Genomic DNA, 19,554 nt, shown 5'->3' with positions numbered 1-19,554 from the left:
TAGACCGTTGCCGCGCCTGAGTCAATCGGGCAGCAAGTATTCCACCAGCTCGGTCCGTTGCAGGGCAAGGAAATTGTCATCCGAGATCATCGTCGCCCGCAGACGCCCCTGATCATCGCGCCAAACGGACAGCCCTTCGAGGTTGTCATGGGCGCCAGTGCCGGTGGTGAACAGGGTTTCTTCGGCAAGCGGCACGTCTGCCTCAATCCGCCAACGGCGCAGGCGGCTGCGGAACCCGGTCAGCGACAGGCCACGCTCAAGCACATAGAACCGCCCATCGGGGCCGAAATCGGCGGAAACGGGCAGGAACCTGCCGCGCTGCGGCAGGACAAAGGGCGTCGTCCAGCCCTGCCCGTCCCAACGATAAACCGGGATGTCGCCCTGCTGGGTCCGGTTTTTCTCGGGCAGGGTATAAAGCTGACCTTGCGTGTCGATGGCCAATGCCTCGAATGATCCATTCTGCTCCAGCTCTGCAAAGGCCCTTGGCCGCCTCAGTACACGCGCCTTTGCATCCGGCGCCGCGTACCACGCCACGCGATGCACCCCTTCGAATGAGATGTAATAGCTACCATCCGGTCTGACCGCGACTCCTTCGGAATCACCCACACCGCCAGACATAAGTCGGCCTTTGCTGGATAGAACCGGCCATTGGTCTGTGACCCGAATCCCGGCAATCTCATCCCCGTCCCGCATGATGTCCGCGCGAACCAGAACCGCCCGGTCGCTGAGCGCGATCATCTGGCGGCCGTTATCCGAGACGTGCAGCGCCGAAAACCCGCCAAACCAGTCCGCGTCATGCCGCCAGACATAGCTGCCGAGTTGCGTGGCCGTTTTCACCTCGACCGCCCAAAGCGGCCCTGCCAGCAAAGCGGCAATGCTTAGTTGGATTGCAAGACGGCGGTGCATTGTTGGGGCAAATCAGCCAGAACATACTCGCGGCGTTTCTTGGGCGGCGGCGCGTTTGGATCGGGCGGCGGGGGGTTGAGAATGTTGTTCACCCATTCCTGCGCCTGCGCACAGCCATCGCCCTTGGGTGGTGGGTCCTGATTGACGCATCCGCGCGATCCCCTGGGGCATTTCAGACGGACATGAAAGTGGTAGTGATGCCCCCACCAAGGGCGGATCTTGCGCAGGTAGGCACGGTTGCCTTTCTCATCCTTGCACATCTGCACCTTGGCGCCGGGAAAGACAAATATCCGCGCCACGCGTTTATCTTTTGCGGCCTCCCGCAACACGGCATGGTGCTGCTTGGTCCAGTTGCCGTTCACAAAAGCCCCATTGGCGCGGCGCAGAGAGATCGAAGAAATATTCTCGCGCGCCTTGCGGGAAAGGCGCATGTTGTCGCCGGGCAGCATCCAGATGTCGATGTCCAGACCCAGCTGATGCGAGCGATGGCCCGAGGTCATAGGCCCGCCCCGCGGTTGGCTGATATCCCCGACATAAAGACCGTTCCACCCCGGCTGCCGCGCCGCGAACTGGCTGAGATCACGCACATAGTCGATCGCTTCGGGATGTCCCCAGTTGCGGTTCCGCGACAGGCGCATCGCCTGCCATGTCGGCCCTGTTTCGGGCAGTTGCACCGATCCGGCAGCACATCCGCGCGAATAACTGCCGAATGCCGCCGGTTTTTGCTGTGAACTTTGCTTTTGCGCCCCAAACAACTGCTTGGCCAGAGGTTGCGCCCCAGCCGTACCTGCCAATGTTATCGCGGCGACAATCGCCAAAAAACGTAGTAAAATCATCTGCTCTGATCCCCTTCCGGTCTGACCCAGCGCATCAGGAATAGCCCCAGAATAAACAACAGAACGATGGGTGACACCCCCAGCCTTGCACTGCCGGTCACAGAGGTCGCGATCCCGATCAGCAGCGGTGCGGCAAACGCTGTGGCACGGCCTGACAGGCCATACAGGCCAAAGCTTTCAACCGGGGCTTCGGGATCGGTGTGACGCACCATCATCGAGCGGCTGGCCGATTGCAGAATGCCGCCCATACCGCCGATCAGAATACCGCAGCCAAAGAACACCATATCGGGCAGGCCAGAGCCTTCGGGCAGCGGGAAACCGTAAATCTGTGTCCGGTCCATCATGACCACGGTAATGCAGACAAAGATCAGCACCCAGATTGCCACGATAATCACCGGTTTAGGGCCGTATTTCTTATCCAGCTTACCGCCGATCCACGAAAAAACAGCCGAGGCCAGCACGCTGACAATCCCGAACACGCCGATCTTGATCAGGTCCCATTCCAGCACCAGCCGCGCGTAAACACCACCAAAGCTGTACAGCCCGTTCAACGCATCGCGATAAAACATCGACGACCCCAGATAGCTGGCCAGACTGCCGCGATGACGCAGGTCCGAGATCGACTTTACCAACAGGCTCAGCGCCTCAGCCACGCTGCCTTTCTTGTCTGTCGACGCATCGTCGCGGACCCACAGAAAATACGGCACCATGAACAAGACAAACCAACCGGCGGTGAACGGCCCGACAAAGCGTGTCCCCTGCTGTTGCGCCGCATCCAGTCCGAACAATGGATCCATCCCGATCAGCGTCTTGCCATTGGGCTGTTCGACAAACAACAACAGCATGATCGCCAGCGAGATCAGCCCGCCGAAATAGCCAAAGGCAAAACCCGAGCCCGAGATCTCTCCGACCTCGTTGTCATCCCCCAGATCGGGCAGCTGCGAGTTGATAAAGATCAGCGCATATTCCGCGCCGACAAAGCCCAGCCCAAAGGCCGACAGCATCAGCCACATATTCGAGCCGTCAGGCAGCGTGAACCACAGCGCGGCCGACCCCACTGCATACATCACCGAAAAGGCGAAAATCCATGGGATGCGCCGCCCCGACACATCCGCCATCGCGCCCAGCAGAGGCGCGCCAAAGGCGATGATCAGGCCGGTGATGGTCAGGCAATTGGCCCACACCGTCTGCGCCCGCGCCGCTGCGGCTTCGGCATCCAGTCCGGTGCCCGAGAAATACCCCGCCGCGACCCCGGCAAAATAGGGGCCGAACACAAAAGTCACCAAAAGGCTGTGATACGGTTGCGTGGCCCAATCAAAAAACCACCAGCCCCAAATGCGCTTTCGCTTGGAAATCTCTGCCATGACTGCCCCTGTTTTTTGTTGTTTTCATAAGACGGGGCTTTGACCGGTTTCGCAAGCGTTCTGTTGGCGCGGTCTTGCTCTTTGTCGCGGGGGCGCTTACCTCTCTTCTCGCGTACTTACCGGAGGCCCCATGCTGTCGCTGATCCAAATTCTGCTGCTGATCCTGGACATTGTCTGGTTCATCATCCTCGCCCATGTGATCATGAGCTGGCTGATCAACTTTCAGGTGCTCAACCTGCATCAACAGCTGGTGGCGCAAATCTGGTACGGCCTGAACCGGATATTGGAACCCATTTACGGCCCGGTCCGCCGCTTTCTGCCCGCAATGGGTGGGCTGGACCTGACACCTCTGGTCGTACTGGTCGGCGTCTATGCGCTGCGGATCATCCTGATCAACAATATGGTCTATTTCGTCTGACCTCTTGTTCACCGAATCTTAGTATGTGATTGTCCTGTCTTAAGAGCAGATAAACCTTAAAACAGGGCTACCCCGCATATGTTCGACGCCGCGCCTTTGCTGCGAGATGTCTTTGGATTCGACGACTTCCGACCCGGCCAGGAAGAGATCGTCGATGCCGTGACGCTGGGTGAGAACGTGCTGGCCATCATGCCCACGGGCGGCGGCAAATCCTTATGTTTCCAGCTGCCTGCCCTGCTGCGCGACGGGGTGACGGTCGTGATTTCCCCGCTGATCGCCCTGATGCGCGATCAGGTCCGCGGGTTGCAGGAGGCCGGCGTTGAAGCGGGCGCGCTGACTTCGGGCAACACGCCAGAGGAAACCGAAGCAGTGTGGGAGGCGTTGGAGGCAGGACGCCTGAAACTCCTCTACATGGCCCCCGAACGGCTAGCCGCCGGGTCCGCGCTGGGCATGCTGCGCCGGATCAATGTCAGCCTGATCGCCGTGGACGAGGCCCATTGCGTCAGCCAATGGGGCCACGATTTCCGCCCCGACTACCTGCGGATCGGAGAGCTGCGGCGCGCCCTGAACGTGCCGCTGGCCGCCTTCACCGCGACGGCGGATGCGGAAACGCAGGATGAGATTGTCGAGAAATTGTTCGACGGCACCGCCCCGCGCAAATTTCTGCGTGGCTTTGACCGGCCCAATATTCATCTGGCCTTTGCGGCCAAGGACGGGCCACGCAAGCAAATCCTCGATTTCGCCGCCGCCCGTAAGGGGCAATCCGGCATCGTCTATTGCGGCACTCGTAACAAGACCGAGGTGCTGGCCAAGGCCCTGCGCGACGAAGGCCACACCGCCTGTCACTATCACGGCGGAATGGACCCCGAGGATCGCCGCATCGTCGAGACACGTTTCGCCCGCGAGGACGGTCTGATCGTTGTCGCCACCGTAGCCTTTGGCATGGGCATCGACAAACCCGATATCCGCTGGGTCGCCCATGCGGACCTGCCCAAATCCATCGAGGCTTACTATCAGGAGATCGGACGCGCGGGCCGTGATGGCGGCCCTGCCGAGACGCTGACGCTGTTTGGCCCCGATGACATCCGCCTGCGCCGCTCTCAGATTGACGAGGGGCTGGCGCCGCCTGAACGGCGCATGGTAGATCATGCGCGACTGAACGCTCTGCTCGGGCTGGCCGAAGCGCTGGAATGCCGCCGTCAAACCCTGCTGGCTTACTTTGGCGAACACGCGCAGCCCTGCGGCAAATGCGATCTTTGCGATACCCCGCCCGAGGTTTTCGACGGCACCACGCCCGTCCGCATGGCCCTGTCTGCCATCTTGCGCACCGAGGAATGGTTCGGTGCGGGCCATCTGATCGACATTCTATTAGGCAACGAAACAGACAAAACCCGCGCCCGCCGCCATGACAGCCTGTCCACTTGGGGGATTGGAAAGGACTGGTCCCGCCCGCAATGGCAGGCGATCTTCCGGCAGATGATGGGCCATGATCTGGTCCGCCCCGATCCTGAACGCCACGGCGCCCTGCGCATGACCGAGGCCGCCAAACCGATTCTGAAGGGTGAGGCGCAGATCAATCTGCGCAAGGACACGATCCGCAAAACCACCCGTCGCCCCGCCGTCAAAATGATGGTGTCCGAGGAGGACGCCCCGCTGCTCTCTGCTCTCAAGGCCAAGCGCCGCGCATTGGCCGAATCCGCTCGCGTCCCCGCCTATGTCATCTTCCCCGACCGCACATTGATCGAAATGGCCGAGACGCGCCCCATGACACTTGATGATATGGCCCGCATCGGCGGCGTAGGGGCCAAGAAGCTGGAACGCTACGGGGATACGTTCCTTGAGGTGATCGCGGGCGAGGTTGAAACGGTTCACCCCGCACGCCGCAAACTGGCAGGCCGGGATCAGGGTGAGATCTATGACCGCTTGCTCGAAGTTCAGTCTCAATTGTCGCGCGGCCCCGAGGGCATCGACAAGCCGCTGACTTGCTCGGCTTCGCAACTGGCAAAGGTGGCGCAGCTGCGCTCGGATGATACGCGCGGTGTCGAACAGGTGCTGGGCGACCGCCGTCACGAAAGGTTTGGCGCTGCGTTTCTGGACGTGCTGCGCGAGGCGAGCTAGATACCGCAGGACAGGCAAGGAAAGAGGGCGGACATGCTGGTAGTCATTTCCCCGGCCAAGCGGCTGGATTGGGCAGAGCGAAACGTTGAAGCCACGCAACCCGACTTTCAGGACGACGCGGTCCGTCTGTCGAAAACCGCGCGCAATCTGACGCTGGGCGATCTGAAAAAGCTGATGGATCTGAGCGATGATTTGGCCCGCCTGAACCGCAACCGCTATCGCGCCTTTTCCGATGCGCCGGAAGCAGATGTAACCCGCCCCGCCGCGCTGGCCTTCGCGGGTGATACCTACCAGGGGCTTGAGGCCACTTCTCTGGACGCCGACGAAATGGCTTGGGCACAGGATCATCTGCGCATCCTGTCCGGTCTCTATGGTGTGCTGCGCCCATTGGACGCCATTCAGCCCTATCGGCTTGAGATGGGCAGCAAGCTGAAAACCCGCCGCGGCAAGAACCTGTATGAATACTGGCGCGACCAGCTGAGTAAGGCTCTGAACACGCAAGCGGCCGAGATCGGCTCGGGCGTTCTGGTGAACTGCGCCAGTCAGGAATATTTCGGTGCCGTCGATCCCAAGGCGCTGAAGCTGCGGGTGATCACGCCGGTCTTCATGGAAGACAAGGCAGGCACCCCCAAGATCGTCAGCTTCTTTGCCAAGAAGGCCCGCGGTGCAATGGCGCGCTATATCATCCAGCATCGCCTGACCGATCCTAAGGGCCTGCTGGATTTCGACACGGGCGGCTACGCATACCGGCCCGACTTGTCGGAAGAAGACAAGCCGGTTTTTGTGCGCCCCTATCAGGCCTGAGACAGCATTGAGCGGTCATAGGCGACCAGCTCAACCGTATTGCCCTCGGGGTCTTCGGTGAAGATGCCGCGCCACCCGATCCAGCCGAACTGTTCAACACGGTAAGGCTGACCGATTTTGTCATACCAGCGCATCACGGCCTCTTGCTCGTCAAATGGCAGGGACAACGCGATGTGATGCAGGGACGATGCGCCCCCGGTCGCCGGTTTACCCTCATTGGTCGGGTGCAGACCGGGCCGAGGGGCGGTCATGTGATGAAACAAGGCCAGTACCTGCGTATGCCCGCAGAACCCTTCGGCAATGCGAAAGAAGGTGATCGCGCTATTGTGGTCACCGGTCAGGCGCTCTAGGCCTATCACCTCTTCATAAAACCGAACCATTGCGCCCATATCGGCGCACCGAATGGCAATCTCGCCCAAGGCGCGAGGCTGAAATCCACGATCTGACATCGGGCCAGCCTAGTCAGCCTGCACGTCCTGAGCAATAACCGGAAACGCCTGTTCCGGCTGGTGATCCAAAATCATCTGGTGGATTCTTCGCTTTTGCAGCGGCTTGGTCAGATAGTGATCCAGCCCGGCCGACAGAATGCCCTGATCGTCCCCGGCCATCGCATGTGCGGTCAGGGCGACAATCGGCACATGCCGTCCCGTTTCAATCTCACGCCGCCGGATTTCTGCTGTGGCCTGTTTGCCATCCATCTTGGGCATCGAGATATCCATGAAAATCAGGTCCGGGTCGAAATCCTGATAGCATTCGACCGCCTCAAGCCCGTTGCTGGCAAAGTGCAGGTCGATGTTCAGGTCTTTGACCATCTTTTGCAGGATCAGCTGATTGGTCCGGTTATCCTCGGCCGCCAGCACGCGCATCTGTCGCTGACCACCAGCGGGCTGTGCGACCGGCGCAATCTTTTGAACTTTGGGCGCAGCGGGGGTCCGGCCCAGCGCGGTCAGACGCGCATACAACTCGGCCCGGGGGATTGGTTTTTGCAACACGCCTTCGATCAGTTGCCGCGCGGGGTTGGCGTGGATCACGCCCGGATTGGCCGACATCACCACCACTGGCAGGTCGCCCCAGCCCCGATCCTTTAACGTGGTCGCAAGCTCCAACCCGTCCATATCCGGCAGGTCGTGATCGCACAGGACCAGATCCACGCTGTCATCCACAGCGGCCAAGGCCTCACTGCCCGAGGCACAGACTGTCACCTGCGACCCCAGCCGCCCCAGCTGTTTCGACAGGATCGCGCGGTTCACGGCCAGATCCTCGACCACAACGACATGGCGCAGATTGCCTGCCAGATCGGGCGGCGCCGGTTGCGGGCCTTCTACAGTCGGCAGGGACACCCGAAAGCCAAAGCATGATCCCTGCCCCGGCTCACTTTCGACCCAGACGGACCCACCCATGAGCGAGATCAAACGTTGCGTGATGGCCAGGCCCAGCCCGGTGCCTTCGAACTCGCGGTTCTTTTCGTCTTCAACCTGATTGAATTCGCCGAAGATGTGCCCGATCTTGTCGGCGTCGATCCCGATACCGGTATCCTCGATCGCAACGTGAATATCGCACGTGTTAGAGTCGGAATTCGGCACTCCGGTCACGCGGATCAACACATGGCCTTTGGTGGTGAACTTGACGGCGTTGCCCACCAGATTGGTCAGAACCTGCCGCACACGACCGGGATCACCCACGAACAAGGTCGGCAGGAACAGGTCATAGTCGACAAGTAGGGACAGGCCCTTATCGCGAACGCTGGGTTGCAGCAGCATCGCAACCTCAAGAATACAGCGCTCAAAATCGAATTGCTCTGGGTGCAGGATCAGCTTGTCAGCCTCGATCTTTGAATAATCCAGCACGTCGTTGATGATCACCAACAACGCTTCGCCCGAGTTTCGGATGGTATTGAGATACAGGCGCTGCTCTTCATCCAGAGGGGTTTCCGACATCAGTTCAGTCATCCCGACAATGCCGTTCATCGGGGTCCTGATCTCATGGCTCATATTCGCCAGAAAGGCCGATTTAGCCCGGTTCGCAGCCTCGGCGCGTTCACGCGCGGCCTCAAGTTCTGTTTCGTGCCGGACCGAGGCAGTGATATTCAGGCCGAGGCTCACCACGTCACCGCCCTTGCCGCGTTGGTCGATCAACTTGAAATATTCACCGTTCCACAGTTTGATCACCTCCGAGTCCGGCTGCGGCTGCGCCCAGCGTTCCAGCATTCTGGCCTGCCAGCCTGCTGCGGACTCTGCCCCAATGTCGATCAGCCCTTCATCCGTCAGAATCTGAAGTATCCGCGCGTAGGAGACGCCGGGCGTCACCTCATCCAGCCCATCGAACAGCCTGAGATAGGCCTCATTCGCACCGATCAGGCGGCTTTGGCTGTCGAAAAACGCGAAGCCGTCCTGAATCGTTTGCATTGAATGCCACAGGCGACGCTCGGCCACTTCGATTTTGGCGTTGGCTTCGGTCAAATCGGATTTGACCTTTTCATTCTCATCTCGAACCGTCTCGACCTCGGCCTGGGTTTCGCCGATCCGTTTGGTCAGCGCCATGGCATGCAGACCCAGTTTTCGATTGGCTGTCGAAAGCTCGGCCTGTTTCATCTCCAACAGCCGCTCAGCCGCAAGCCGCGCGCGTCGTTCCTGTGCCAGTTTGGTTGCAAGACTCATATGAGGTGATCCCGGATAATCCGCGCCCAGCATCCGCACAGAGCATGAAAAAGTGTTTAAGCCGTTGCCGGAATGCCGATAGAGTTTTCCAAAACCGGAGGTCCGCCATGCGTTACGTTTCCATCCTTTGCGCTGCCTTTCTTGGCACTCAGGTCGGGGCAGACTGCGCCTCGAACGCGCAGGTCGAGCAATACGTGCGGGATTATTTATCCAACACCGCCACATCCGCTCTGTCTGCTGATGGCAGCATGACGGACGCGTTATGCACGCAGGCTAAGATTGCCGCCGCGTTAGAGCCGCACATAGGTCCGATTATCGGGTACAAAGCGGGCCTGACCAGCGCCCCGGCCCAGGAACGGTTCGGTGCATCCGAGCCGGTTCAGGGCGTCCTGTTCCGCGATATGATGGTCGAAGACGGGGCAACGGTACCCGCCGCGTGGGGCGCCCGACCAGTCTTTGAAGCCGATCTTATTCTCGTCGTGGGCGACACTGCGATCAATCAGGCCGCGACCCCAGCAGAGGTCATCGCGAATGTTTCTGCCATCCGTCCCTTCATTGAACTGCCCGACCTGACGCTGGCTGAGGGAGAACCCATCACACCTGTCACGCTGACTGCCATCGGTGTTGCGCCGAAACTGGGCGTATTAGGCTCTGAGATCCCCGTCACGGATGCTGAGGCAATGACGCAGGCATTGGCGGACATGACCGTCACCCTCAGCGCCGCGGATGGAGAGGTTCTGGCGCAGGCACCGGGCGCGGCGGTGCTAGGCCATCCTGCCAACGCGGCTTTGTGGCTGATGTCGAAAGGGATCGAATTTAAACCCGGAGACTTGATTTCAGTCGGGTCATTCGGGCCACTTTTCCCACCCGCCAAAGGTAAAGGCGGGGCATCAGCCACTTATGCGGGCCTGCCCAACGATCCAACTGTGAGTGTCGTCTTCGAGTGATCAGCGCCGCCCCTCGCGCAGCCATCCGCCCAGCAGGAAGCCACCGGCCAGCAGCAGCACTAGCCAGGGCGGTAACAAACCTGCCTGCGTGACGTCGCGTGTCTCATACGCTTCGCGCGGCGTCAGACCGATCCAGCCGCGCCCAGCGGCCGGGCGTCCCGCACGGACGTTGCGGATTGAAGGCAGCCCTTCTTCCAGACGGATCACACCGCCGCGCAATTCGGCCAGAACCGGTTCCAGAACGTTAGAGGTTGCAATGGTGCGCTCGAACTCTTTTGGCGCGGCAGGACCGAGACCGATCACTGCCATCTGTTCGCCTTCCTGCAAGCGATAAAGCCCGATTTCTGGCCCGTAGTAGAGTGCTTCGAACCGGCCCGGTGTCACTTCATCCAGCGTGACCTCAAGAGTTTCACCATCGGGGCGGGTAATCGTTACCGGCCCGACCTCATCTTCCAATGTCTGGCGGATGATGCGCATGACCTGACCATTGGCCTCTGCCCACAGCGCCTCTTCCTCAAGCTCGGGTTCTTTCATCATCCAGTGGGCCAGACGACGCAGCAATTCCAACTGCGGACCGCCGCCCTCAAAGCCCCGGCTCCACAGCCAGGCATGGTCCGAGGCCAGCAGCGCCACGCGCCCCTCGCCAACACGGTCCAGTACCAGCAGGGGCCGATCGTCCACGCCGGTCATCAACAGTTCACCTGTGCGATGGTTCACGTCGATCTGACGCAGCCACGCACCCCAATCCTCAGAATCGCCCAGATTGGTGGTGACCGGATGACGATGGCCCAGATCGGTGACCATGGGGACAAAGCGTTCCTCGATCACGCGTGCGGTCGGCTGCGCAGGCAGGATCGGCGCAAGGGGTGAGCGGAAGATGCTGTCAGCACTGGCAAAATCCGGCCCGGCAGCGATCAGCACCGCGCCGCCGTCGTTGATATAGTTGGTGACGTTATCCAGATAGATCGCCGGCAGGATGCCGCGGCGTTTATAGCGATCAAAGATGATCAGGTCGAAATCGTTGATCTTTTCCAGAAAAAGCTCACGCGTCGGGAAGGCGATCAGCGAGAGTTCGTCGACCGGCACGCCATCCTGCTTCTCGGGCGGACGGAGGATGGTGAAATGCACCAGATCGACCGAGCTGTCGGATTTCAGCAGATTGCGCCATGTGCGCCCGCCGGGATGCGGCTCACCCGAGACCAGCAGCACCCGCAGCCGGTCGCGCACACCGTTCATCTGGATCAGCGCAGTGTTGTTGCGGTCGGTCAGCTCGCCCTCGGCTTGCGGTACCGTGAACTGGATGACGTTGCGCCCGCCATGGGGCAACGTGATTGGAAGTTCGACATCAACGCCGATGGGAATGCTGAACTGCTCAGGCTCGGCACCGTCCACCGAAATCTCAAGCGGCGCGGTTGCGGCACCAACAGGAGCGGCACCGCTGTCTTCGACCCGCAGGGTCAGGGTGACAGGCTCGCCGATAATGGCAAAGGCAGGTGCATTGCGAACAATTAGTCGGCGGTCCCAGTCATCTGCGCGCCCGGTTTGCAGCAAGTGCATCGGCGCTGGCAGGTCCGGGGCCTGATCGACGTCATGCACGATGCCATCCGACACCACAAGAATACCCGCGATCCGCGCGCGGGGTTCTTCGGCCAACGCAGCGTTCAGGGCGGCCATGACCTGAGTGCCTTCGTCGCCATCTCCGTCGCCAACCTTGATCCGGCGCAGTTCGGTATTGTCGCGGGATTCGATCTCAGCCGCCAGTTCTTCCGCCGCCTGTACGGATTGATCCGCGCGGTCGGACAATGTCTGGCTGGCGCTTTCATCCTCGATCATCAGTACGATATCGGTCAGCGGCGCACGGTCTTCGACCTGATAGACAGGCCCCGCCAGCGCGGCGATCACGACCAAAGCCGCCAATCCGCGCAAGGCCCAACCGGACAACCCGCGCCACAGGGCGAGGATGACTCCGGCCACGGCGACCGCGGCCACAATGACCAGAACCGGCCACGGGATCAGCGGATCAAAGATGACGGTTCCTGTCATTGTCCCAACCTGTCGAGTAGCGCAGGCACGTGGACCTGATCCGATTTGTAATTCCCGGTCAGCACATGCATCACCAGATTGACGCCAAAGCGATTGGCCAGTTCGCGCTGTCGCTCTCCGGCATAGCCCCGCCCGACCGGCAACAAGGCCTGCCCGTTTCGATCCACGGCCCAGGCCGAAGCCCAGTCATTGCCGCCAATTACCACCGGGGTCACATTGTCATTGAGGTTGCGGAACGGCATCCCTTCGATCTGTTCCGCGTCCACCGGCGCAGCCTCAACCCAGACTTCGGTGCCTGCGTAGCGGCCCGGGAAATCCTGCAACAGGTAAAAGGCACGGGTCAGAACGTGGTCGCGCGGAACAGGCTCTAACGCGGGGATATTCAGCGGCGCGGCCAATTGTTGCAGTTTGCGGCCATTAGGGCTGGAGGCTCCGAACCGGGCCACATCTGCGTCGCGTGTGTCGAACAGGATCATACCGCCCGACCGCAGGTAGGCATTCAGCTTGGCATAGGCCTCAGCGGAAGGTTGTGGTTGATCGGGCGTTATGGGCCAGTAGAGCAGCGGGAAAAAAGCAAGCTCGTCGCGCTCCAGGTCCACACCGAAGGGCTCGGCCGGTTCAACCGAGGTGCGATAGAACAGCGTCTGTGCCAGACCGCGCAGGCCTGCACCCGCCACATCGTCGATCTGCGCGTTTCCGGTCAGCACATGGGCCAGAACCAGCTCATGCGTAGCGTTCAGGGCAAACTCTGTATCCTCGGGCGTCTGCGCCTGTGCCTCGGGCACCAACAATATCGCACCCAGCGCAACGGCTGCTGCTTTGGCCAGACCCAAGCGACCCGACAAGGCCAGCGAAGCGATCACGTCAATCGTCAGCAGCAGCAGCGCAAGGCTGAGCAGGATGCCTCCGATCGGTGCCTCATTGTTGACCTCCTGCCCTTTGATCGGCACGTCCGACGGCCAGACTACAGGGATCAACACCGAGTCCTCGGACAGCACATTCAGGGCCAGTTTCTGTTTGCCGCTTTCATAAAGGCCGGGCTGCAAATCCGGGCCAATTGTGCCTGAGACCAGTTCGACCCCATCCACCCCCGCCAGATTGCCTGCGTCAGACAAGGTGCCAAAACCGTCCATGACCTGAATCGGCTCCCACGTGGTGCCCTGCAACTGCGACTCCTGCCGGGATTTCGCAGCCGAAGCCACGGCCAGACGGTCCAGCATTTCAACGAACAGACCCGAGAGCGGCAGGCTGGACCATTCAGCATCTGCGGTGACATGGAACAGTACCACCCGCCCCAGCCCCAGCGCCTTGCGCGTGACCAGAGGCGTGCCGTCCGACAGTGACGCAATCACCCGATCCGCCAGATTAGGGTCTGGTTGCGCCATGACCTGCGTCGTGACCGAGACATCCTGCGGCACCTGCAACCCATAAAAGGGCGAGTTCTCAGGGAAGGGCGCCAGCCCCTTGGCCTCACCCCAGCTCATCGCGCCACCGACCGAACGGCCACCGCTGCGTAGACGCACGGGCAGAAGTGCATCTTCAGCATCCCGGCCCAGATCACTGGCGGCCATGCGTGGCCCTGCAAAGCGCAAAAGCAACCCGCCCTGTTCGACCCATTCGATCAGCGCGGCCTGTTCACCGGCGGACAGTCGGGCCACATCGGCCAGCACGATTACATCCGGATTGGCAGGCAGGACCTCAAGCAGCCCACCATCGACGAAATCCGCCGTGGGGCTGAGCACCTGTGTCAGATAATGCAGCGGCGACAACAACTCCAACCCTTCGCGGTTCAGCGTTCCGGCGATCAGAGCGACCTCGCGCCGACGCAGGCTGTCATCGGTCAACGTCACTGCACCAGCGGAGCGTTCGCCCTGAATTTCGAACCGAGTAATCCGGGCGCGCAGCTCAGAGGGCAGAGCCAGATCGACCTGTGCCTTCGTCTCTCCGCTGGGAAATTCCATCTCGGCAGATTGCAGCACCCGCATTGCACCCGCCGGGTCTCGGCCCTGCGCCAAAACGGTGATGCGATCCGCGGGACCGGCTTCGGCGCGCTGAGCCGTGAGTTGAATAATGCCGTCCTGATATGCGGCGGGCAGAATAGCTATTGCGGATGTCGCGGGCTGATACACCGTCACCGCGCCGCGTGCCTGCAACGCAGACAGAATCCTGTCTTGCCCGGCATAAGCCAGTCGGTCACTGAACCAATGCGTATCGAATCCGCCGTCCAATAGGCCCAAAGCGGCCAGCGCCTGTTCGATCTGCGCCTCAGTTGGCTGCCACGCTGTTGGTGTCAGGCCCGGCAAACGCCCCCGCCACGCCTCTGCGGCCTGAAACACAGGCGCTTCGGGTTCTGTCAGGCTGAGGATCGCAACAGTGCGTCCGGCCCGCCCGGCCTCGGTCAGTTGGGTGTCAATCTGGTCCAGTGTCGAGGACCAGCGGGTTGCCCCGGCCCAGCTGGCATCCAGCACCAGCAATAGCGGCCCCGTTCCGGTCTGATCACGCGAGGGGTTCAGGACTGGACCCGCCAGCCCGATGATGATCGCCGCCGCTGCCAGCATCCGCAGCAGCAACAGCCACCACGGCGTGCGGTCGGAAACACTTTCGTCATCCTTCAGCCCCAGCAACAGCGTCACCGCCGGGAACAGCCTGCGGATCGGTGCAGGCGGCACCGCGCGCAGGATCAGCCACAGGATCGGCAGGGTCAGCAGACCCAGCAGCACCCAAGGCGCAGTGAAACCGATGCCCGCCAGAACCGTCATCGCGTTCCCCCGTCCAAGGCCCGATATAGCCACAACAGAGCCGCTTGCGCGCTGTCACCCGTGTGGTGCAGACCCAATTGCCAGCCGGTTGCGCGGCAGAGTTGCGTCAGCGCATCCTTGCGTGTGGCGAGGCGGTCCAGATAGCGATCACGCAGGTCTCCGGCCTTCAGCGTCTCGTGGCGAGCCGTGCCGCCGACGCTCTCAAAGATGGTGCGGCCGCGATAGGGAAAGGATTCTTCGCTGGGATCGAGCACCTGCAACAAAACACCTCGCACACCTCGATCAGCGGCCTTGGTCAGGGCCAATTCGACCTCGTCCATTGGACCCAAGAAATCGGAAATGAACACAGCGCGGGCATGGGGGATCATAGCCCGGTGTTCAGGCGGGGCGTAGTCAGGCTCCGCATCCTCAGACCAAGCCTGCGCCAGCCGGATGATCTGCGCATTGCCGCGCCGGGGTGGGAGCGTTGTACCGGTCAGGCCAACGCGCTCGCCTCCACGCACCAGAAGGATGGCGGTCGCCAGGCCCAGCAAGCGAGCTCGGTCGGCTTTGGTCGGATGGTTCTTGTCCGATGCAAATCGCATCGAGGCCCCCTGATCCACCCACAGCATCACCGATTGCGCGATCTGCCATTCCCGTTCGCGCGCAAATTGCTGATCCCCACGCGCCGAGCGCCTATGGTCAATCATCCGGCGGCTGTCACCGATCTGAGCGGGGCGGTATTGCCAGAAATCATCGCCCAAACCAGACCGCCTGCGCCCGTGGTCGCCCAGCAGCACGGTTCCGGCCAGATGTTCGGCGCGCGCCAAAAGGGGCGGCAGCCGGGACGCCTCGGCCTCGGATCTTTCGCGAAGGGTCAGCGCGGCATTCACGCCGCAGCCTCGGTTCGGACAAGACCGGCAGCTGTGGATTCGATCAGGTCAGACAGGCTGTCACCGCGCGCCCGCGCGGCAAAGTTCAGCGCCATCCGGTGGCTGAGAACCGGGCGCGCCATGTCCAGCACATCTTCGGCATTCGGGGCTAACCGCCCTTGCAGCATCGCCCGCGCACGTACGGTCATCATCAGCGCCTGCGCGGCACGGGGGCCGGGACCCCAAGCAACGGTTTCAGCGACTCGCTCGGACACGCCCGCTTCGTCCGGACGGAATGCGCGGACCAGATCGAGGATCAGTTCGACCACCGAGTCGCCCACCGGCATCCGGCGCAGCAGGACCTGTGCGGCCAGCAATTCCTCTTTGGTGAAAATCTCATGCGCTTCGTCTTCTTCTACACCCGTGGTCGCCAGCAGAATGTCACGCTCGGTCTGACGATCCGGGTACTCCACGTCGATCTGAACAAGAAAGCGGTCCAACTGGGCCTCGGGCAGCGGATAGGTACCTTCCTGTTCAATCGGGTTCTGGGTGGCCAGTACGTGGAAGGGTTCACCTAGCGAGCGGTCCTCACCGGCCACCGTCACCGTGCGTTCCTGCATCGCTTGCAACAATGCCGATTGCGTCCGCGGGCTGGCGCGGTTGATCTCATCTGCCATAAGCAACTGACAAAAGATCGGGCCAGAAATGAACCGGAAATGCCGGGTGCCGTCATCGGCGGTGTCCAGAACCTCGGACCCAAGAATATCTGCGGGCATCAGGTCGGGCGTAAACTGGATGCGGTTGCCATGCAGGCCCATCACGGTCGACAGAGTTTCGACCAGTCGGGTCTTGCCCAGCCCGGGCAAACCGATCAGCAGCGCATGCCCGCCGCACAGCAGCGCGGTCAGGGTCAGGTCCACAACCCTCTCCTGTCCGATAAAGCGGCGGGTGATCGAGGCCTTGGCCTCTTGCAGTTTGGTTTCCAGCGCTTCGATCTCGGACACGAGGTCGGCAGGTTCGGTCATGACTTTCCCTTCCGTGGACTATTATGATTGAAGTGTATCGCGCGAATATGAAATGGCAAAAGCAATGAGCGGACAAAAACCTGTGACCCCTTCCCCTGATGGTATTGCTGCATCAGTCAAAGCCACCAAAACCAAGGGTTTACCGCCCGTTCACCTCTGGAATCCTCCGTTTTGCGGCGATCTGGACATCAAGATCGCCAAAGATGGCACATGGAGTTACTTAGGGTCCCCCATCAACCGGTTCGAGCTTGTGAAGCTATTTTCCTCAATTCTTAAGAAAGAAGATGGGAAATATTTCCTCGTGACCCCGGTCGAAAAGGTGGGAATCACCGTCGAAGACGCGCCCTTCATCGCCGTGGATTACGACGCCGACGGGGAAGGTGCTGCTCAGAACCTGACCTTCACAACCCATGTCGGCGACTCAGCGGCGGCCGGGCCAGACCATCCGATCCGCATTGTCATAGATCCGGACACAGAAGAGCCGTCTCCCTATATATTGATCCGTGCCAACCTCGAGGCGCGCATCGACCGCAAGAGTTTCTACCGTCTGGTGGATATCGCTGAACATCAGGATGACTGGTTCGGCGTCTGGTCCGGCGGGCAGTTCTTTCCGTTGATCCGCTCGGACGATTTACCAAACTAAGCCGTGCGCACCGACCTGCGATCCTGCGCCAAAACCACGGCCAGCGCGACGATTCCGGCACCCAAAGCGCGGGTGCCGTTCCACTCCTCGCCCATCACCATCATGATTACCATCACGTAGAATGGCGCAATATTGATGTGGAACGAGCTCATCGCGACCCCAAGTTTGCCGATGGACGCGACAAAGAACACCTGACTCAGGCCCATCGACACCAATGAAAACATCACCAGCATCCCGGCCTGCTGCATGTCAAAGGCGGTGGCAGGCATCACGTCCAGCCCAATCTGCGCCGCGCCGAGCAGCAGCACCGAGGCCATGACCAGCCCACCAATAAAGGTGATCGTGGTCCGGCCGGTCTGACTCAGCTCAGGAAAATCCCGAGCGGTTGCCATACTGGCCCAGCAGAACAGCCCGGTCGAGGCGATGGCCAGAGCCGCGCCCAGACCCAATTGTGCCGGTGCCAAAGCGCTGGTTGCGACTAACCCGCCGACAATCGACACCAGCACGCCCAGCGCAAAATTCCATCGCAACCGCCGCGTCCCCGCGGCCATCTCCAACAAAGTCGCAATCAGCGGTGCGCAAGACGCGATAATAGCCACCGTCACCGGATCGGTCAGCTTCTGCGCCACGATAATCAGGAACATCCCCAGTCCAATCCCGAAACCGCCAACGAACATCGCGCGCAACCACCGGGCGTTCAACACCCGGCGCGGCCCGTCGATCAGCAGCCAGATCGGCACCATGACAAGCACGGCCAACCCCAACCGGGCAGCAAACAAAGCGACAGGTGGCCAAGTTTGCAACAGAAACTCGGCTGCCGGGAACCCAGCCGCCCATGTCAGCATCGACGCCACCGCCAAGCCGTTCCCGGACAGGACAGAACCGCGATCAGTCGGCACAGAAAAGGCGTTCCCGCGCGCGGGGTCAGGGCTCATCGCCATGGGACTCAGACCTTCTGTTGGCTCGGCGCTCGGAAATGATTCGCCGCAATGGGTCAGAGGGTCCCCGATTCACTCAACCCGATCTGGCCGATTTTCGACAATCTGTCGTTTTTGATCCTCTTCCCCAAAAATCGCCGGGCAGGTAAGGTCCGACCACCACCCGACCGAGACCGCCCATGCCCAAATTCGCCGCCAATATTTCACTACTTTTTACTGAGCTTCCGTATCTTGAACGTTTTCAGGCCGCCGCCGAAGCCGGATTCAAAGCGGTCGAAGTCCTGTTCCCCTATGAGTTGGCCGCCAAGGAAACCCGCCGCGCCCTTCTGGCCAACGGGCTGGAACTGGTGCTGATCAACGCGCCGCCACCAAATTATACGGGCGGAGAACCCGGATACGCCGCTGTTCCCGGCGGAGAGGCGCGGTTTCAATCCGATATCCGCCGGGTCTTGCGCTATGCCGAAGTTCTGAAACCGGGCCTGATCCACATTATGTCGGGATACGCTTCGGGGCAGGATGCGCAGGACGTTTTTGTCCGCAACCTGCAATGGGCCGCTGATTTCGCACCGCGACAACAATTCACGATCGAACCGCTCAACCCGGTGTCACAACCCGGCTACTTCATGAATGACTACGATCTGGCCGCACAGGTGCTGGACCGCGTGAACCGCCCCAATGTCGGTCTGCAATATGACAGTTTCCACGCTCATATGATCCACGGCGACGCGCAAGCGGTCTGGGATCGGTTCCACCCGCGGGTCATCCATGCCCAGATCGGAGCCGCCCCGGACCGGTCCGAACCGGGGCGTGGGCCGACCGATTTCACGGCCTTGTTCACTGCAATGGACGCAGCGGGTTTCTCAGGCTGGGTCAGCGCGGAATATACGCCTTCTGTGCAACAAACACCCGACAGCCTCGCCTGGATGCGAGACTGAGTCTGGCATTCTGGCGAAAAATACAGCACATCAGGGGCATCAAGACCCAGAGGATACTGCCGATGATCCCTGCCCGCTATGCCCGCGCTGTTTTTTGCCTGATCATGTCAGGACTGATGTCCTGTATCGTAACCGGCATCGCAACGGTCAAAGCCATCGGGTTTGGACCGGGGACAACCGGCGACTGGCTGGCCTCATGGGCCTTTTGCTGGCCCATTGCCTTCACCGTCATCCTGCTGCTGGGGCCGTCCGTGCAACGGTTCGTAAACCGCATGGTCAGGCCGCAGGACTGACCCGCTGCGAAGAGGGC

17 protein-coding genes are annotated in these 19,554 nt (G+C 61.0%); 7 read left to right on the top strand and 10 right to left on the bottom strand.

All coding sequences use genetic code 11. From position 1 onward, the window contains the following. Nucleotides 1-21 precede the first annotated feature (21 nt). From ACOQOY_RS12350 to ACOQOY_RS12340, 3 genes are read right to left on the bottom strand one after another with little or no spacing between them, the layout of a single operon-like run. Nucleotides 22-906, bottom strand: a complete 885-nt coding sequence (locus ACOQOY_RS12350; protein WP_420585712.1) for an esterase-like activity of phytase family protein — start codon at nt 904-906, stop codon at nt 22-24. Next, on the bottom strand, nt 879-1,742 hold the full coding sequence (gene mepA, locus ACOQOY_RS12345; protein ID WP_420585711.1) for a penicillin-insensitive murein endopeptidase: 864 nt from the start codon (nt 1,740-1,742) through the stop codon (nt 879-881). Before mepA ends, ACOQOY_RS12350 begins: the two co-directional genes overlap by 28 nt. Beyond that, entirely contained in the window at nt 1,739-3,106 is a 1,368-nt protein-coding gene (locus ACOQOY_RS12340; RefSeq protein WP_420585710.1) for an MFS transporter, read from the bottom strand. Before ACOQOY_RS12340 ends, mepA begins: the two co-directional genes overlap by 4 nt. A gap of 130 nt (nt 3,107-3,236) precedes the next feature. Between ACOQOY_RS12340 and ACOQOY_RS12335 the strand changes: the two genes are divergently transcribed. The 3 genes from ACOQOY_RS12335 to yaaA all read left to right on the top strand — a co-directional run bounded on the left by ACOQOY_RS12335 (nt 3,237) and on the right by yaaA (nt 6,446). Next, the gene (locus ACOQOY_RS12335) at nt 3,237-3,524 is read left to right on the top strand and encodes a YggT family protein (RefSeq protein ID WP_420585709.1); all 288 of its coding nucleotides are present in this window, start codon (nt 3,237-3,239) and stop codon (nt 3,522-3,524) included. 78 nt (nt 3,525-3,602) lie between these two features. Continuing rightward, nucleotides 3,603-5,642 (top strand): DNA helicase RecQ, encoded by a 2,040-nt coding sequence (gene recQ, locus ACOQOY_RS12330; RefSeq protein WP_420585708.1) that lies wholly within the window; start codon nt 3,603-3,605, stop codon nt 5,640-5,642. Nucleotides 5,643-5,675: 33 nt separating this feature from the next. Continuing rightward, nucleotides 5,676-6,446, top strand: coding sequence for a peroxide stress protein YaaA (gene yaaA / locus ACOQOY_RS12325; RefSeq protein ID WP_420585707.1), 771 nt, complete (start codon nt 5,676-5,678; stop codon nt 6,444-6,446). Here the strand turns inward: yaaA and ACOQOY_RS12320 are convergent. Next, nucleotides 6,437-6,895 (bottom strand): VOC family protein, encoded by a 459-nt coding sequence (locus tag ACOQOY_RS12320; RefSeq protein WP_420585706.1) that lies wholly within the window; start codon nt 6,893-6,895, stop codon nt 6,437-6,439. The genes yaaA and ACOQOY_RS12320 overlap by 10 nt on opposite strands. Nucleotides 6,896-6,904: 9 nt before the next feature. Beyond that, complete coding sequence (locus tag ACOQOY_RS12315) at nt 6,905-9,103, bottom strand: response regulator (protein ID WP_420585705.1); 2,199 nt, start codon at nt 9,101-9,103, stop codon at nt 6,905-6,907. A 107-nt stretch (nt 9,104-9,210) separates the two neighbouring features. On the opposite strand from ACOQOY_RS12315, the gene ACOQOY_RS12310 reads away from it, so the two are divergent. Further along, nucleotides 9,211-10,050 carry a 2-keto-4-pentenoate hydratase gene (locus ACOQOY_RS12310; RefSeq protein ID WP_420585704.1) on the top strand — a complete coding sequence of 280 codons (840 nt, stop codon included), beginning with the start codon at nt 9,211-9,213 and terminating at the stop codon, nt 10,048-10,050. Here ACOQOY_RS12310 and ACOQOY_RS12305 read toward each other — a convergent pair whose 3' ends face one another. The 4 genes from ACOQOY_RS12305 to ACOQOY_RS12290 are packed head-to-tail and all read right to left on the bottom strand — an operon-like array spanning nt 10,051 to nt 16,728. Continuing rightward, on the bottom strand, nt 10,051-12,093 hold the full coding sequence (locus tag ACOQOY_RS12305; protein ID WP_420585703.1) for a hypothetical protein: 2,043 nt from the start codon (nt 12,091-12,093) through the stop codon (nt 10,051-10,053). Next, on the bottom strand, nt 12,090-14,852 hold the full coding sequence (locus ACOQOY_RS12300) for a DUF4159 domain-containing protein (RefSeq protein ID WP_420585702.1): 2,763 nt from the start codon (nt 14,850-14,852) through the stop codon (nt 12,090-12,092). The genes ACOQOY_RS12305 and ACOQOY_RS12300 overlap by 4 nt, the downstream gene beginning before the upstream one ends. Then, nucleotides 14,849-15,724, bottom strand: coding sequence for a DUF58 domain-containing protein (locus ACOQOY_RS12295; protein WP_420585701.1), 876 nt, complete (start codon nt 15,722-15,724; stop codon nt 14,849-14,851). Before ACOQOY_RS12295 ends, ACOQOY_RS12300 begins: the two co-directional genes overlap by 4 nt. Further along, the gene (locus tag ACOQOY_RS12290) at nt 15,721-16,728 is read right to left on the bottom strand and encodes an AAA family ATPase (protein WP_420585700.1); all 1,008 of its coding nucleotides are present in this window, start codon (nt 16,726-16,728) and stop codon (nt 15,721-15,723) included. The genes ACOQOY_RS12295 and ACOQOY_RS12290 overlap by 4 nt, the downstream gene beginning before the upstream one ends. A 64-nt stretch (nt 16,729-16,792) precedes the next feature. Here ACOQOY_RS12290 and ACOQOY_RS12285 point away from each other — a divergent pair, with 64 nt between their 5' ends. Beyond that, on the top strand, nt 16,793-17,371 hold the full coding sequence (locus ACOQOY_RS12285) for a DUF1285 domain-containing protein (RefSeq protein ID WP_420585699.1): 579 nt from the start codon (nt 16,793-16,795) through the stop codon (nt 17,369-17,371). Here the strand turns inward: ACOQOY_RS12285 and ACOQOY_RS12280 are convergent. After that, a complete protein-coding gene (locus ACOQOY_RS12280) occupies nt 17,368-18,306 on the bottom strand; it encodes a DMT family transporter (RefSeq protein ID WP_420585698.1) in 939 nt (312 codons plus the stop codon). The genes ACOQOY_RS12285 and ACOQOY_RS12280 overlap by 4 nt on opposite strands. A 182-nt stretch (nt 18,307-18,488) precedes the next feature. Here ACOQOY_RS12280 and ACOQOY_RS12275 point away from each other — a divergent pair, with 182 nt between their 5' ends. Continuing rightward, nucleotides 18,489-19,244, top strand: coding sequence for a hydroxypyruvate isomerase family protein (locus ACOQOY_RS12275; RefSeq protein ID WP_420585697.1), 756 nt, complete (start codon nt 18,489-18,491; stop codon nt 19,242-19,244). A gap of 62 nt (nt 19,245-19,306) precedes the next feature. Continuing rightward, on the top strand, nt 19,307-19,537 hold the full coding sequence (locus ACOQOY_RS12270) for a DUF2798 domain-containing protein (RefSeq protein WP_420585696.1): 231 nt from the start codon (nt 19,307-19,309) through the stop codon (nt 19,535-19,537). Nucleotides 19,538-19,554: the final 17 nt, after the last annotated feature.

It is taken from the genome of Ruegeria sp., from assembly GCF_965221235.1.
Taxonomy (GTDB): Bacteria; Pseudomonadota; Alphaproteobacteria; order Rhodobacterales; family Rhodobacteraceae; genus Ruegeria.
This window is presented reverse-complemented; position numbering and strand designations above follow the sequence as displayed.